The following is a 15,327-nucleotide window of genomic DNA, read 5'->3' as shown; positions in this document are numbered from 1 at the left end:
ACTGACCGAGCGACTGAAGGAACCATGCAGCGATCAGCCCCGCGTCTCTCCCGCATACTCGCCTGCGCCGCCGTCCCGGCGATGCTCGTCGCCGCCGGCTGCTCTTCCGGGTCGGACTCCGGTGACAAGGGCTCCGGCGCTCCGGACACGGCCTCGTCCTCGTCGTCGGCCGCCCCTTCGGCGGCGACGCCGACGAAGAAGGTGGATCCCGCGAAGTTCGCGAAGCTGCCCGACGTCTGCAAGTCGATCACGACGAAGACGATCGACACCCTCGTGCCGAAGGCGAAGAACAAGAAGGGCACGGCGGCCAACTCCAGCGACCTCACCAGCCGTGGCGGCTGCTCGTGGAACGGTCTGGAGGACAAGGGCGTCAAGGGCTCGCAGTACCGCTGGCTCGACGTCTCCTTCTACCGGTACGAGTCGGACGCCACGCTCGGCAGCGGCCAGGAGCGCGCGGCGGAGAACTTCACCAAGGAGCTGGGCAAGGTCCAGGCCACCGAGGGCGCCAAGAACCTGCGCACCACGGTCGCGGGCGGGGTCGGGGACCAGGCGAACACGGTGACGTACCAGCTGCGCAAGACCGACGAGGACTTCACGTACGCGACGGTCGTCTCGCGGACGGGCAATGTCGTCGTCGTCCTCTCGTACAACGGGGCGGGGTACGCGGGCGCGAAGGGCCCGTCCGAGGGCTGGATCGTGAACGGCGCGATCAACGCGTCGAAGGAGGCGCTCGCGGCGGTGGCGGCGGCCAACAAGTAGGCATTTGCACATGTTTGCGCGGAGCCCGTCCCTCCCCAGGGGGCCGGGCTCCGCGTACATGTGCCAGTCTGTGCCCGCGAGATGTCGATTGACGGGAGGGGATCGCGGGTGGCCGCGATGCAACTGACACGCACGCACCGGATACTCATCGGTCTGGTCGTGGCCGGCGCGGTGATCATTGCCGGGATCGGTTTCGCCGGCTCGTACGCCGCTGTGCGCGAGCTCGCCATCGACAAGGGCTTCGGCAACTTCTCCTATTTCTTCCCGATCGGCATCGACGCGGGCATCTGTGTGCTGCTCGCGCTCGATCTGCTGTTGACGTGGATCCGTATTCCGTTCCCGCTGCTGCGCCAGACGGCGTGGCTGCTGACGGCGGCGACGATCGCCTTCAACGGTGCCGCGGCCTGGCCCGACCCGCTGGGTGTGGGCATGCACGCGGTGATCCCGGTGCTGTTCGTGGTGGCGGTCGAGGCGGCGCGGCACGCGGTGGGCCGGATCGCGGACATCACGGCGGACAAGCACATGGAGGGGGTGCGGCTCACCCGCTGGCTGCTGTCGCCGGTGCCGACGTTCCGGCTGTGGCGGCGGATGAAGCTGTGGGAGCTGCGCTCGTACGAGCAGGTGATCAAGCTGGAGCAGGACCGGCTGATCTATCAGGCCCGGCTGCAGGCCCGTTTCGGGCGCGCTTGGCGCCGTAAGGCTCCGGTGGAGGCCCTGATGCCGCTGCGGCTCGCGAAGTACGGTGTGCCGCTGGCGGAGACGGCGGCGGCGGGTCTGGCGGCGGCCGGTGTGGAGCCGGTCCTGCTGCCGCCGGCTCCGCTGGTGGAGCAGCCGCAGCTCGGGCAGGCTCCGGCGCAGGTGCAGCCGGTTCCGCAGCAGATACCCGCGGGCCAGCAGCCGATGCCGGTACAGACGCAGACGCAGCCCCAGTTCCCGACCGCGTCGCAGGTGCCTCCGTCGGCGCAGGTTCCGGTGCCCGGTGCGCCGGGCCAGTTGCAGGGCCAGCTGCCGGGCCAGGCCGTCCAGCCGGGCGGGATGATGCCGGGCCGGGTGCCGGGTCAGGGGTTCCAGCCGGGTCAGACGCCGGGGGCCCCGGAGGGCGGGCCGGACGGCAACCCGTGGTTCGTGACCCAGCAGGTCTCGCCGGAGGGGTACCACGGCACCTACGAGCCGCAGATCGTCGAGGGTCTCGAGCCCACGCCCGTGCCGATCCCGCAGGGTCCGGAGGACGTTCCGCCGCCGGGTCCGGAGCAGTTCGAGGAGTACCAGGAGTTCGTGGACGAGGAGCCCCTCGACGGCTTCACCGACTCCGCGTACAAGGCGATGTGGGACTACTACGAGGAGCGGCGGGACCTGCCCACCTCGGAGCAGCTCGACATATGGCTGAGCGACAAGTACGGGATCACGCATCCGCGGAGCGCGTCGATCCTCCGGGAGCTGGCGCCGCGGCTGCGTCAGCAGGTCGAGCAGGAGCTCGCGGAGAGCCAGACCCCGTAGGCGTCTGGCGGAGAGCCCGACCCGGTCGGCGGTGAGGCGCCGGGGGCCGTCCGGTGCGGCCGCCCCGGCCTCGGCCGGACGGGCAACCGGGCCCGCGGGCCACTTCCCCCGCGCCCGGCCCAGCGCGCAGTCCCTGCCCCCAGGCCCCGGCGCCAACCGGCCGGGTGGCGGCCCACGCCCTGCGCCCAAGCCCTGGCGACCGCCGCACCCGTGCCCGAAGGGCCACGGCCGCCGAACCCGCGCCTACGCCTACGCCTTCGCCTTGGCCCGCTGCTTCGCGGTCTCGGCCCAGGCGGCGAGCACGACGCCCGCGGCGAAGAGGGCGATGTAGCCGGCCGTGGGGACGTCCCACCATTTCTGGAGCAGTCCCCAGGGGCCGTCCCCGAAGAGCCGCCCGCCGGCGCCGAGGCCGCCCTGGACGAGGGCGATCCAACCGATGACTGCGATGGCTTCGTTCTTCATGCCTTCACGGTCTCCCGTCGGGCGGCCCGTTTCGTCGTGCGCGGGATGGAACCGGGACTCGTCCGAAGGATGCAGAGGCGGGTCGGCGACACGACGGAGGGCCGCCGCCCGCGGTGCGGGTGGCGGCCCTCCGTCGTGTGGCGTCAGGCGCCGAGCAGCTTGCGCACCCGGTCCGCGCCGACCGCGAGGAGCAGCGTCGGCAGACGCGGGCCGGTCTCGCGGCTGACGAGGAGCTTGTAGAGCAGGGCGAAGAAGGAGCGCTGGGCGAGCTTGAGCTCCGGGGTCGGCTTGGCCTCGGGGGTGAGGCCGGCCATGACCTTCGGGACGCCGTAGACCAGGGTGGTCAGGCCGTCGAGCGACCAGTGGCTGTCCAGGCCTTCCAGGAGGAGGCGGAGCGACTCGCGGCCCTCGTCGTCGAGGGAGCCGAGGAGCTCGGTGTCGGGCTCCTCGCGGACGATGGTGCGCTGGTCGGCCGGGACCTGGGTGGTGATCCAGTTCTCGGCGCGGTCCAGGCGCGGCCGGACCTCGGCCAGGTCGGTGACCGGGTTCTCCGGGTCGAGTTCGCCGAGGATGCGCAGGGTCTGCTCGTCGTGGCCGGCGGTGATGTCCATGACGGAGGCCAGCGTGCGGTACGGGAGCGGGCGCGGGGTGCGGGGCAGCTCACCGGCGGCCGTGCGGGCGGCGCGGGCGTACGCGGCGGCGTCGGCGGGAAGCACCGAGCCGTCGGCGACCTTGGCCTCCAGCTTGTCCCACTCGTCGTAGAGCCGCTGGATCTCCTGGTCGAAGGCGATCTTGAAGGACTGGTTGGGCTTCCGGCGCGCGTACAGCCAGCGCAGGATCTGCGGCTCCATGATCTGCAGGGCGTCGGCCGGGGTGGGCACGCCGCCGCGCGAGGAGGACATCTTGGCCATGCCGCTGATGCCCACGAAGGCGTACATGGGGCCGATCGGCTGGACGCCGTCGAAGATGCCGACGATCTGCCCGCCGACCTGGAAGGAGGAGCCGGGCGAGGAGTGGTCCACGCCGGAGGGCTCGAAGATGACGCCCTCGTAGGCCCAGCGCATGGGCCAGTCGACCTTCCAGACCAGCTTGCCGCGGTTGAACTCGCTGAGCTTGACGGTCTCGGCGAAGCCGCAGGACGAGCAGGTGTAGGCGAGCTCGGTGGTCTCGTCGTCGTACGAGGAGACCGTGGTGAGGTCCTTCTCGCAGCGGCCGCAGTAGGGCTTGTACGGGAAGTAGCCCGCGCCGCCGCCGGAGCCGTCGTCCTCGCCGGCGGCGCCGGAGCCTTCGGCGGCCTCCAGCTCGGCCTCGTCGACCGGCTTCTGGGACTGCTTCTTGGGGGCCTTCTTCGTCCGGTACTGGTCGAGGATGGCGTCGATGTCACCGCGGTGGCGCATCGCGTGCAGGACCTGCTCGCGGTAGACGCCGGAGGTGTACTGCTCGGTCTGGCTGATCGGGTCGTAGTCGACGCCGAGCTCGGCGAGCGCCTCGACCATGGCGGCCTTGAAGTGCTCGGCCCAGTTCGGGTGCGGCGAGCCGGCCGGGGCCGGGACGGAGGTCAGCGGCTTGCCGATGTGCTCGGCCCAGGACTCGTCGACGCCCGCGACGCCGTTCGGCACCTTGCGGTAGCGGTCGTAGTCGTCCCAGGAGATGAGGTGTCGGACCTGGTAGCCGCGGCGGCGGACCTCGTCGGCGACCAGGTGCGGGGTCATGACCTCGCGCAGGTTGCCCAGGTGGATCGGGCCGGACGGGGACAGGCCGGAGGCGACGACGACCGGTTTGCCAGGCGCACGTCGCTCCGACTCGGCGATGACCTCGTCCGCGAAACGGGAGACCCAGTCGGTCTCGGTGCTGCTCTGAGCCACGGTCGGTTCGTCCTTCTTCCTTGGTTCTCTCGGAGCCTTACAGCCTTGCTCCCGTCATTGTCCCAGACGGAACTGTGCGCTCCGAGGTTGTCCACAGGCAGAGATTCGCCGGGGGGCCGTCCGGGTGCCGTCCGGGATTCCGTCCGGGGATTCGTCCACAGAAGTCCCCGGGCGGAGAAAACACGTTGCTCTCCCATGGGACACTTGACAAGCGAAATAGACCACCGGTGACACCGGACACGACACAACAGGAACGGAAGCTCATGGCCTCGGTCCCTTCCCTCGCTTCGACCGTGCAGCAGCGCCTCGCGGACGGCCTCTCGGCAGCCCTGCCGGAGGTCGGTGCCGCCGACCCGCTGCTGCGACGAAGCGACCGGGCCGACTTCCAGGCCAACGGCATCCTGGCGCTCGCCAAGCGGCTCAAGGGCAATCCGCGTGAGCTGGCGACCAAGGTCGTCGACGCGATCCCGGCCAACGACGTCCTGAAGGAGATCGAGGTCTCCGGGCCCGGCTTCCTCAACATCACGGTCACCGACGAGGCGATCGTGAAGACGCTGGCGGCGCGTGCCGCGGACGCCCGCCTCGGCGTGCCCTTCCGCCCGTCGGCCGGTACGACGGTGATCGACTACGCGCAGCCGAACGTGGCCAAGGAGATGCACGTCGGCCATCTGCGGTCCGCCGTCATCGGCGCCGCGATGGTCGAGATCCTGGAGTTCACCGGCGAGCAGGTGGTCCGGCGTCACCACATCGGCGACTGGGGCACCCAGTTCGGCATGCTCATCCAGTACCTGATCGAGCACCCGCACGAGCTGGACCACAAGGCCGAGGGCGCGGACGTGGAGGTCTCCGGCGAGGAGGCCATGTCCAACCTGAACCGGCTGTACAAGGCCTCCCGCGCGCTGTTCGACTCGGACGAGGAGTTCAAGACGCGTGCCCGGGGGCGGGTCGTCGACCTGCAGGCGGGCGACGAGGAGACGCTGGCCCTGTGGCAGCGGTTCGTCGACGAGTCGAAGATCTACTTCTACTCGGTCTTCGAGAAGCTCGACATGGACATCCGAGACCCCGACATCGTCGGCGAGTCCGGCTACAACGACATGCTGCAGGAGACCTGCCGCCTGCTGGAGGAGTCGGGCGTCGCCGTCCGCTCCGAGGGCGCGCTGTGCGTGTTCTTCGACGACGTGAAGGGCCCGGACGGCAACCCGACCCCGCTGATCGTCCAGAAGTCCGACGGCGGCTTCGGCTACGCGGCGACCGACCTGTCGGCCATCCGTGACCGTGTGCAGAACCTGAAGGCGACCACGCTGCTGTACGTGGTGGACGCCCGTCAGTCGCTGCACTTCAAGATGGTCTTCGAGACGGCCCGCCGGGCCGGCTGGCTGAACGACGACGTCAAGGCCGTCCAGCTGGCCTTCGGCACGGTCCTCGGCAAGGACGGCAAGCCGTTCAAGACCCGTGAGGGCGAGACGGTGCGGCTGGTGGACCTGCTGGACGAGGCGATCGACCGGGCGACGGCCGTCGTGTCCGAGAAGAAGGAGAAGGCCGGGCTGACCGACGAGGAGGTCGTCGAGAACGGCCGCTACGTCGGCATCGGCGCGGTCAAGTACGCCGACCTGTCGACGTCCGCGGTCCGGGACTACAAGTTCGACCTGGACCAGATGGTCTCGCTCAACGGTGACACGTCGGTGTACCTCCAGTACGCGTACGCCCGTATCCAGTCGATCAAGCGGAGGGTCACGGACGCCGAGCCCGCGGCCCACCCGGAGCTGGAGCTGGCCCCGGCCGAGCGCGCGCTCGGCCTGCACCTGGACCAGTTCGGTGCCACGCTCGCCGAGGTGGCCGAGGAGTACGCGCCGCACAAGCTGGCCGCGTACCTCTACCAGCTGGCGTCGCACCTCACGACCTTCTACGACCAGTGCCCGGTCATGAACGCCGAGACGCGGGAGCTGAAGGAGAACCGGCTCTTCCTGGTCGACCTGACCGCCCGGACGCTCCACCAGGGCATGGCCCTGCTGGGCATCCGGACGCCCGAGCGTCTCTGACGCCCACCAGCGCGGCCGGGCGGTGGGTCACTGCTGCGTGACCCACTCGCCCTTGTCGGGCCAGTAGCCGTACGTCGGACGTCCCTCGACGGCGCTGGTGCGGAACGGCTCCCCGCCGTCGTCGACGCGCACGGTGCCGTGCTCGGCGCCGCTGCTCCAGTCGAGCTCCAGGTACCAGGAGGCGACGTGCTCCTCGGTGTGCACGTCCAGGTTGAGGACCTGCGGGTCTCCGGTGGCGACCTTGTACGGGAAGTCCTTGGCGGGGACCAGGCGGTCCCCGTCCTGCCCGGCGACGGGCTTGAGGTGCGGCCGGGGGGCGTCGAGGTCGACGTCGAAGGTCTGCGGGGTGATCCCGCTGCCGCAGCCGTCGCCCATCGAGTACGCGTCCCGGTCCAGCGGCTTGCCGCGCTCCACGACCCGCACGTGCAGGGCGGTGAGGACGACCGGGGCCTGCGTCCGTCCGGTCACGGTCAGCTGGAGCTGCATGTGGCCGCCGTCGATCCCGCCGAGCGCACGCGCCCAGCCGCGGGCGTCCTGCGGCGTGGGCGGGGGCGGGACGTTGCCGGGCGGCTGGTCGAGCACGTAGTACTGCCCGCAGGGGGCGGCCCAGTTGTACGAGCTGATGCCGGCGCTGAGGGGGGCGGGCGAGGCGGCGCTCGGCCCGCCGTTTCCGGTGGCGGCGCCGCCGTCGTCGGCGACGCGCCCCACGAGGTAGGCGACGGGCACGGCGAGGGCGACGATCGCGGCCGCGGCGAGGGCGCCCTTGATCCGGTTACGGGAGGCGCCCTCGGGCACGCCGGAGACGAGTACGACGGGTTCGGCCGCCGACACCCCCTGGGCCTCCGGTACCGGCGCTTCCGCCGGTACCGGCGATGACCCCGCCGCCTCTCCGTCCCCTTCCCCGTCCGCGACCCCGTCCGCGACCCCGGCCCCGTCCGCGGCCGCGGCGGCCCCGGCCGGCGCGGTGTCCGCCCTTCCCCGCTTGCGGGCCTCGTCGGCGACGATCCAGGCGCGGTGCAGTTCGACGAGCTCCTCGCGGGAGGCACCGCACAGGCGTCCCAGCCGCTCCACGGGAGCGAACTCGGCGGGCACGGCGTCACCGTTGCAGTACCGGTGGAGCGTGGACGTGCTGACGTGCAGGCGCTTCGCGAGCGCGCCGTAACTGAGCCCGGACCGCTCCTTCAAGGTCCTGAGCAGCCCGGCGAGGCCGTTCGCCGCATCCATCGGTGTCCCCCGTTCGGCATCCCGGGAACGCGTTCCAGGGGAGGGTCGTTTCCCCAGGTCACAGTGGGTGAGAGCGTTCCACCGTCCCCCATTGTCCCGTGCCGGTTGCCGGTGGATCACGGCGGCTCGCAGGGTATGAGCCATGCCGAACAGCCGCGTCACCGACGCAGTGGCCTTCGCGGTGCTGATCGCCTGCACGGCAGTCGTGATCGCCCTGCTCAACCACCGTTGACACCGCTGCACCGCTGCACGACCCACCGACACTCACCACGGGGAACCCACCATGCGCACGCTCGCCCGCCGTCTCGCCCTGCCCGCCGCCGCCCTCAGCGCGGCGCTCGCCCTCACCGCCTGCCAGTCGGGCACGAGCGACGCGTCGGCACCGACCACGGCCCCCTCGTCGGCACCGACGCCCTCGCAGGCGTCCGGGACTCCCGAGTCCCCGGCCGACCCGGCCACGGCGCCCACGCCGACCACGCCGCCGAAGCCCACGAAGGCCGCGTCGCCCACGAAGGCGGGCACCCCGGGCGGGCAGCAGGCCGGCGGGAAGCAGCCCGGCGGGAGCACGTCGGACGGGCCCGTCCGTACCTGCACGGCGGCCGACACGAAGGTCGTGGCGAGCAAGGTGAGCCGCCCGATCAACCACCTCGTCCTCACCGTCACCAATGTGGGCGGCCGCCCCTGCAACGCGCTGAACGCGCCCTTCGTGGGCTTCGAGGACAGCCAGGCCCCGATCAGGATCCTGGAGGACAGCAAGCCGCAGGCCGTGGTGACGCTGGCCCCCGGGGAGTCGGGATACGCGTCCGTGATCCTGACGGGCGAGCCGGGTCCGGACACCCACGGGCGCACCGTCCGAAAGATCAGCGTGTACCTGACCTCGGACAGCGGGAAGACGGTGACGGCGCCGTCCGGCACGTTCGCCGACGACGGCGCCGCCGTCTCGTACTGGCAGCGGACCCTGGAAGACGCCCTCGTCCACTGAGGTCGGCTCAGCGGCCGATCGGGTGGGAGGTCCGCCCGGACACCTCGTCGATCTCGACGTGCGCCTTCTGCAGCATCTGCGAGGCGATGTCCATCAAGGCGCGGGCGCCGGCGATCTCCTCCCCGACCCGCAACTGCTCCGGGTCGGAGGGGTGCCGATTGGCGTTGCCGTGGCCGCGCATCTCGGTGCCGTCGCTGAGCCGCACCATCGCCGCGGCCCGCGTCCGGTCACCCTCCTCCTTGAACTCCATCTCGACATGCCAGCCGACGAGTGTGTTCATCATGAGGACCACCTCCAGAGAGGTACCTGTCGGGTACCACTCCAGGGTGCATCCCCGGGCGGGCAGTCCGCGCGCCCAGAGCCCGGGGACCAGGGCTCCTCTCAGAGCCCGCGGGCGAGCTTCTGGGCGACCTCGGTGGCCCAGTAGGTGAGGATCATCTGCGCGCCGGCCCGGCGGATGCCGGTCAGCGACTCGAAGATCGCCTTGTCGCGGTCGATCCAGCCCTTCTCGGCGGCGGCCTCGACCATCGCGTACTCGCCGCTGATCTGGTAGGCGGCGACGGGCACGTCGACGGACTCGGCGACCTTGGCGAGGACGTCCAGGTAGGGCCCGGCGGGCTTCACCATGACCATGTCCGCGCCCTCCTCCAGGTCGAGGGCGAGCTCCCGCATCGACTCGCGCACATTGGCGGGATCCTGCTGGTAGGTCTTGCGGTCGCCGGTGAGGGAGGAGCCGACGGCCTCACGGAAGGGGCCGTAGAAGGCGGACGAGTACTTCACGGTGTACGCGAGGATCGACACGTCCTCCTTGCCGATGGTGTCCAGGGCGTCCCGGATCACGCCGACCTGGCCGTCCATCATCCCGGAGGGCCCGACGACGTGGACGCCGGCGTCGGCCTGGACCTGGGCCATCTCGGCGTACCGCTCCAGGGTGGCGTCGTTGTCGACGCGCCCCTCGGCGTCCAGGACACCGCAGTGGCCGTGGTCGGTGAACTCGTCGAGGCACAGGTCCGACATGATGATCAGCTCGTCGCCCACCTCGGCCTTCACGTCACGGATGGCGACCTGCAGGATCCCGTCCGGGTCGGTGCCCGCGGTGCCCGCGGCGTCCTTCTTCGCGTCCTCCGGCACACCGAAGAGCATGATCCCGGAGACCCCGGCCGCCACGGCCTCCACGGCGGCCTTGCGCAGGGTGTCCCGCGAGTGCTGCACGACGCCGGGCATGGCCTGGATCGGCACGGGCTCGGTCACGCCCTCCCGCACGAACGCGGGCAGGATCAGATCGGCCGGATGAAGCCGCGTCTCGGCCACCATCCGCCGCATGGCAGGCGTCGTCCGCAGCCGCCTCGGCCGCGCCCCGGGAAAGGATCCGTACGAGTTCATGCCCCCGAGGCTACGCCCGCCCGCACCCCCCACTTACCGACACCGTGTTGCCGCCCGCCCGGGGTGGGAACGGCCCGCCCGAACCCGGCGCCGGACCGCCCGGGGGCGGCGCACCGCGGACGCGGGCCCGTGACGCACGCAGGGCGCGGGCTCCCGGAAGGAGCCCGCGCCCTGGTCGGACGGCGTGGCGGGACTACGTCGTGCGGCGGCGGCGCGCGCCCGGCCGGCGCTCGCTCGGCCGGGTCACCGGATCCCCGGCCTCCAGCGCCGCCGCCCGCCGCCGGAGCCCGAACTCCGCCAGCGCCTCGGCCAGCTTGTGCACGGACGGCTCGGGCGAGAGGACGTCGACCCGCAGACCGTGCTCCTCCGCCGTCTTGGCGGTCGCCGGGCCGATGCAGGCGATGACGGTGACGTTGTGCGGCTTGCCGGCGATGCCGACCAGGTTCCGCACCGTCGACGAGGAGGTGAAGAGAACGGCGTCGAAGCCACCGCCCTTGATCGCCTCACGCGTGTCCGCCGGCGGCGGCGACGCGCGCACGGTCCGGTAGGCCGTGACGTCGTCGACCTCCCAGCCGAGCTCGATCAGGCCCGCGACCAGCGTCTCGGTCGCGATGTCGGCGCGCGGCAGGAAGACGCGGTCGATCGGGTCGAAGACCGGGTCGTAGGGCGGCCAGTCCTCCAGGAGTCCGGCGGCCGACTGCTCACCGCTGGGCACCAGGTCGGGCTTCACACCGAAGTCGACCAGCGCGGCGGCGGTCTGCTCGCCGACCGCCGCGACCTTGATGCCGGCGAAGGCCCGGGCGTCGAGCCCGTACTCCTCGAACTTCTCGCGGACCGCCTTGACGGCGTTGACCGACGTGAAGGCGATCCACTCGTAGCGGCCGGTGACCAGGCCCTTGACCGCCCGCTCCATCTGCTGCGGGGTGCGCGGCGGCTCGACGGCGATCGTCGGCACCTCGTGCGGCACGGCGCCGTACGAACGCAGCTGGTCGGAGAGCGACGCGGCCTGCTCCTTGGTACGCGGCACGAGCACCCGCCAGCCGAACAGGGGCTTGGACTCGAACCACGACAGCTGGTCCCGCTGCGCCGGGGCGCTGCGCTCGCCGACCACGGCTATCGCCGGGCGGTGGCCCTCGGGCGAGGGGAGCACCTTGCCCTGCTTGAAGACCTGGGCGATGGTGCCGAGCGTCGCGGTCCAGGTGCGCTGGCGCGTCGTCGTTCCGGCGACGGTGACGGTGAGCGGGGTGTCCGGCTTACGGCCTGCCGCCACCAGCTCTCCGGCCGCCGCGGCGACGGAGTCCAGGGAGGTGGACACGACGACGGTGCCGTCGGAGGCACCGACCTCGCTCCAGCACCGGTCGTCAGCGGTACGGGCGTCGACGAAGCGCACGTCGGTGCCCTGGGCGTCGCGCAGCGGCACACCGGCGTACGCGGGCACGCCGACGGCCGTGGCGACGCCGGGGACGACCTCGAAGGGGATGCCGGCGGAGGCGCAGGCGAGCATCTCCTGGCCTGCGTTGCCGTCGAGGCCGGGGTCGCCGGTCACCGCACGGACGACCCGCTTGCCGCCCCTCGCGGCCTCCATGACAAGATTGGTCGCATCCCTCAACACGGGGACACCGACGGTTGTTGACGCCTCGTCGACAACCGTCAGCTCAGGCGTGCTCACGCCCGCGCGCGCATGGCCGCGGACGACTTCGAGCACCTCCGGCTCGGCGATCAGGACGTCCGCGCCGGCCAGGGCTTCGACGGCCCGGAGCGTCAGCAGTCCGGGGTCGCCTGGTCCGGCGCCGAGGAACGTGACGTGACCGTGGCCGGGGAAGGCGGCGGACGCGGGGCTGGTGGTCGGGCTGGTGGGGCTCAAAGTGCTCGCTCCCCCATAAGACCGGCCGCACCCTTGGCCAGCATCTCGTCCGCGAGTTCGCGTCCGAGGGCCATCGCCTCGTCGTAGGAGGTGGGTACGGGACCGGTGGTGGACAGCTGCACCAGCGTCGAGCCGTCGGTGGTGCCGACGACGCCGCGCAGGCGCATTTCGGTGACAACCTGCCCGTGACCGGGGTCGTCGGCCAGCAGGTCGGCCAGCGCACCCACAGGTGCGGAGCAGCCGGCCTCCAGGGCGGCGAGCAGGGATCGCTCGGCGGTCACGGCGGCCCGGGTGAACGGGTCGTCGAGCTCGGCGAGCGTGGCGACGAGTGCGGCGTCGGACGCCAGGCACTCGACGGCCAGGGCCCCCTGGCCGGGGGCGGGCAGGACGGAGTCGACCGAGAGGTGGTCGACCGACAGGGAGCCGGTGAGCTCCTCGGTCCCGCCGATGCGGTTGAGCCCGGCCGCGGCGAGTACCACCGCGTCCAGCTCTCCCTTGCGTACGTAGCCGACGCGGGTGTCGATGTTGCCCCGGATCGGTACGGTCTCGATGGTCAGGCCGTGGCTGCGCGCGAACGCGTTGAGCTGGGCCATCCGGCGCGGCGAGCCGGTGCCGACGCGGGCGCCCGCGGGCAGCGTGTCGAGCGTGATGCCCTCGCGGGCGACGAGCACGTCGCGCGGGTCCTCGCGCTCGGGGACGGCCGCCAGCGCCAGCTCGGGGTGCTGGGTGGTCGGCAGGTCCTTGAGGGAGTGGACGGCGAAGTCCACCTCGCCGGCGAGCAGCGCGTCGCGCAGCGCGGCGACGAACACACCGGTGCCGCCGATCTGCGCGAGGTGCTCGCGGGAGGTGTCCCCGTACGTCGTGATCTCCACGAGCTCGACGGGCCGGCCGGTCACCTGCCGGACGGCGTCGGCCACATGTCCGGACTGGGCCATGGCGAGCTTGCTGCGCCTGGTCCCGAGCCTCAGTGCCCTCTCGGTCATACTCGCCCTCGGTTCTTGACGTCGCCGTCGTTCAGGTCGGCCCGGCTGACAGAGGCAACCGTCTCCGGGTCGAGGTCGAAGAGTGTCCGCAGCGCGTCCGCGTACCCGGCGCCGCCGGGCTCGCTGGCGAGCTGCTTGACGCGCACGGTGGGCGCGTGCAGCAGCTTGTCGACCACACGGCGCACGGTCTGGGTGATCTCGGCGCGCTGCTTGTCGTCGAGTCCGGGCAGCCTGCCTTCGAGGCGGGCGACCTCGCCGGCCACCACGTCGGCGGCCATGGCGCGCAGGGCGACCACGGTCGGCGTGATGTGCGCGGCACGCTGGGCGGCGCCGAAGGCGGCGACCTCGTCGGAGACGATGCCGCGCACCTGGTCGACGTCGGCGGCCATGGGGGCGTCGGCGGATGCCTCGGCAAGCGACTCGATGTCGACGAGGCGGACGCCCGGCATGCGGTGGGCGGCCGCGTCGATGTCGCGGGGCATGGCCAGGTCGAGCAGGTGCAGGGGCGCGGCGCGGTCCTGCGTGGCGGTCTCGACGGCCTCGCCGGTGAGGACGAGTCCGGTGGCTCCGGTGCAGGAGACGACGATGTCGGCACGTGTCAGTTCGTCGCCGACGGCAACCATCTCGACCGCGCGTGCGGCCACGCCCGTGGAACCGGGCTCGGTGAGGATCTCCACCAGCCGGTCGGCGCGGGCGGCGGTGCGGTTGGCGACGACGATCTCGGCGACACCGGCCCGCGCGAGGGTGGCGGCGGCGAGCGAGGACATCGAGCCGGCCCCGATGACCAGGGCGCGCTTGCCCTTGGCCCAGTCGGCGACGTCCACGCCGTCGGCCAGCTGCTCCAGGCCGAAGGTCACGAGCGACTGTCCGGCCCGGTCGATGCCGGTCTCGCTGTGGGCGCGCTTGCCGACCCGCAGGGCCTGCTGGAACAGGTCGTTCAGGAGGCGCCCGGCGGTGTGCAGGTCCTGGCCGACCGCGAGGGCGTCCTTGATCTGGCCGAGGATCTGGCCCTCGCCGACGACCATCGAGTCCAGGCCGCAGGCCACCGAGAACAGGTGGTGGACGGCCCGGTCCTCGTAGTGCACGTAGAGATAGGGGGTGAGCTCTTCGAGGCCGACGCCGCTGTGCTGGGCGAGCAGCGTGGACAGCTCGGCGACACCGGCGTGGAACTTGTCCACGTCGGCGTAGAGCTCGATGCGGTTGCAGGTGGCCAGGACGGCGCCCTCGGCGGCCGGTTCGGCGGCGAGGGTGTCGTGCAGCAGCTTGGCCCGGGCGTCCCCGGAGAGGGCGGCCCGCTCCAGGACGCTGACGGGGGCGCTGCGGTGGCTGAGACCGACGACGAGGAGGCTCATGCGGGCATCACCGCGGGCATGTCCCCGTCAGGTCCCTTGCGGCCGCCCTCGTTCGCGCCACGGCCGGCGGGCCGCACGGCGGCGGGCTCGGCGCCCTGCTCGGCACCGGTCTCCTCGCCGGCCTTGCGCTGCTCGTGGAAGGCGAGGATCTGCAGCTCGATGGAGAGGTCGACCTTGCGCACGTCGACGCCGTCCGGGACGGACAGCACGGTCGGGGCGAAGTTCAGGATGGAGGTGACGCCGGCCGCCACGAGACGGTCGCAGACCTGCTGGGCGACACCGGCCGGGGTCGCGATGACGCCGATGGAGACGCCGTCCTCGTTGATGATCTTCTCGAGGTCGTCGCTGTGCTGGACGGGGATCCCGGCGACCGGCTTGCCGGTCATGGCGGGGTCGGCGTCGATCAGGGCGGCGACCCGGAAGCCACGGGAGGCGAAGCCGCCGTAGCCGGCGAGCGCGGCGCCGAGGTTACCGATACCGACGATCACGACCGGCCAGTCCTGGGTCAGACCGAGCTCACGGGAGATCTGGTAGACGAGGTACTCGACGTCGTAGCCGACGCCGCGCGTCCCGTACGAGCCGAGGTAGCTGAAGTCCTTGCGCAGCTTCGCGGAGTTGACCCCCGCGGCGGCCGCGAGCTCCTCGGAGGAGACCGTGGGTACGGACCGCTCCGACAGTGCCGTGAGGGCACGCAGATACAGCGGAAGGCGGGCGACGGTGGCCTCGGGAATTCCTCGGCTACGGGTCGCCGGTCGGTGAGTTCGGCCAGTTGCCACGGTGCTCCTGCGGGATGAGCGGGGCTGCAGGCGGCCATGCGTCCCAGGACCGCCCCGTCGAATGCAGGCTATGTCTTTGTGAACGCGTGCACAAAGATGGTGTCCGTTTTGTCCGGCCAAAGTGACCGGGGTCACGCGGCT

The 15,327-nt window shown here is 71.8% G+C and carries 13 protein-coding genes; 4 read left to right on the top strand and 9 right to left on the bottom strand.

The features are described 5' to 3' along the window. The first annotated feature begins 24 nt into the window (after positions 1–24). Positions 25–759: a DUF3558 family protein gene (locus ACIRQF_RS35745; protein ID WP_376636967.1), complete on the top strand. Its 735-nt coding sequence runs from the start codon at positions 25–27 to the stop codon at positions 757–759. 108 nt (positions 760–867) lie between these two features. After that, positions 868–2,256: a DUF2637 domain-containing protein gene (locus tag ACIRQF_RS35740; protein WP_404098871.1), complete on the top strand. Its 1,389-nt coding sequence runs from the start codon at positions 868–870 to the stop codon at positions 2,254–2,256. 249 nt (positions 2,257–2,505) lie between these two features. Here ACIRQF_RS35740 and ACIRQF_RS35735 read toward each other — a convergent pair whose 3' ends face one another. Together ACIRQF_RS35735 and lysS are read right to left on the bottom strand one after the other, a co-directional pair. Continuing rightward, entirely contained in the window at positions 2,506–2,718 is a 213-nt protein-coding gene (locus tag ACIRQF_RS35735) for a hypothetical protein (protein WP_389756045.1), read from the bottom strand. A 143-nt stretch (positions 2,719–2,861) separates the two neighbouring features. Then, positions 2,862–4,583 (bottom strand): lysine--tRNA ligase, encoded by a 1,722-nt coding sequence (gene lysS, locus ACIRQF_RS35730; RefSeq protein ID WP_376636970.1) that lies wholly within the window; start codon positions 4,581–4,583, stop codon positions 2,862–2,864. A gap of 263 nt (positions 4,584–4,846) precedes the next feature. Between lysS and argS the strand changes: the two genes are divergently transcribed. Continuing rightward, positions 4,847–6,622 carry an arginine--tRNA ligase gene (gene argS / locus ACIRQF_RS35725; RefSeq protein ID WP_389756042.1) on the top strand — a complete coding sequence of 592 codons (1,776 nt, stop codon included), beginning with the start codon at positions 4,847–4,849 and terminating at the stop codon, positions 6,620–6,622. A gap of 27 nt (positions 6,623–6,649) precedes the next feature. Here argS and ACIRQF_RS35720 read toward each other — a convergent pair whose 3' ends face one another. Continuing rightward, the gene (locus ACIRQF_RS35720) at positions 6,650–7,846 is read right to left on the bottom strand and encodes a helix-turn-helix domain-containing protein (RefSeq protein WP_404098868.1); all 1,197 of its coding nucleotides are present in this window, start codon (positions 7,844–7,846) and stop codon (positions 6,650–6,652) included. 283 nt (positions 7,847–8,129) lie between these two features. On the opposite strand from ACIRQF_RS35720, the gene ACIRQF_RS35715 reads away from it, so the two are divergent. After that, positions 8,130–8,828 (top strand): DUF4232 domain-containing protein, encoded by a 699-nt coding sequence (locus ACIRQF_RS35715; RefSeq protein WP_404098866.1) that lies wholly within the window; start codon positions 8,130–8,132, stop codon positions 8,826–8,828. 7 nt (positions 8,829–8,835) lie between these two features. On the opposite strand, the gene ACIRQF_RS35710 is transcribed toward ACIRQF_RS35715, so the two are convergent. The 6 genes from ACIRQF_RS35710 to ACIRQF_RS35685 form a co-directional block, all read right to left on the bottom strand. After that, positions 8,836–9,108, bottom strand: a complete 273-nt coding sequence (locus tag ACIRQF_RS35710) for a DUF1876 domain-containing protein (RefSeq protein ID WP_376636997.1) — start codon at positions 9,106–9,108, stop codon at positions 8,836–8,838. Positions 9,109–9,209: 101 nt separating this feature from the next. After that, a complete protein-coding gene (gene hemB / locus ACIRQF_RS35705; protein ID WP_376636974.1) occupies positions 9,210–10,211 on the bottom strand; it encodes a porphobilinogen synthase in 1,002 nt (333 codons plus the stop codon). 193 nt (positions 10,212–10,404) lie between these two features. After that, on the bottom strand, positions 10,405–12,075 hold the full coding sequence (locus tag ACIRQF_RS35700; protein WP_376636975.1) for a uroporphyrinogen-III synthase: 1,671 nt from the start codon (positions 12,073–12,075) through the stop codon (positions 10,405–10,407). After that, positions 12,072–13,058 carry a hydroxymethylbilane synthase gene (gene hemC / locus ACIRQF_RS35695; RefSeq protein WP_376636976.1) on the bottom strand — a complete coding sequence of 329 codons (987 nt, stop codon included), beginning with the start codon at positions 13,056–13,058 and terminating at the stop codon, positions 12,072–12,074. Before hemC ends, ACIRQF_RS35700 begins: the two co-directional genes overlap by 4 nt. Next, complete coding sequence (locus tag ACIRQF_RS35690) at positions 13,055–14,410, bottom strand: glutamyl-tRNA reductase (RefSeq protein ID WP_376636977.1); 1,356 nt, start codon at positions 14,408–14,410, stop codon at positions 13,055–13,057. Before ACIRQF_RS35690 ends, hemC begins: the two co-directional genes overlap by 4 nt. Then, positions 14,407–15,186, bottom strand: coding sequence for a redox-sensing transcriptional repressor Rex (locus ACIRQF_RS35685; RefSeq protein ID WP_404098862.1), 780 nt, complete (start codon positions 15,184–15,186; stop codon positions 14,407–14,409). Before ACIRQF_RS35685 ends, ACIRQF_RS35690 begins: the two co-directional genes overlap by 4 nt. Positions 15,187–15,327 lie beyond the last annotated feature (141 nt).

The sequence above is a fragment of the Streptomyces sp. NPDC101191 genome (genome assembly GCF_044767915.1).
Classification (GTDB): domain Bacteria; phylum Actinomycetota; class Actinomycetes; order Streptomycetales; family Streptomycetaceae; genus Streptomyces.
The sequence above is the reverse complement of the archived record's forward strand: the minus strand, read 5'-3'. Positions and strand labels throughout refer to the sequence as shown.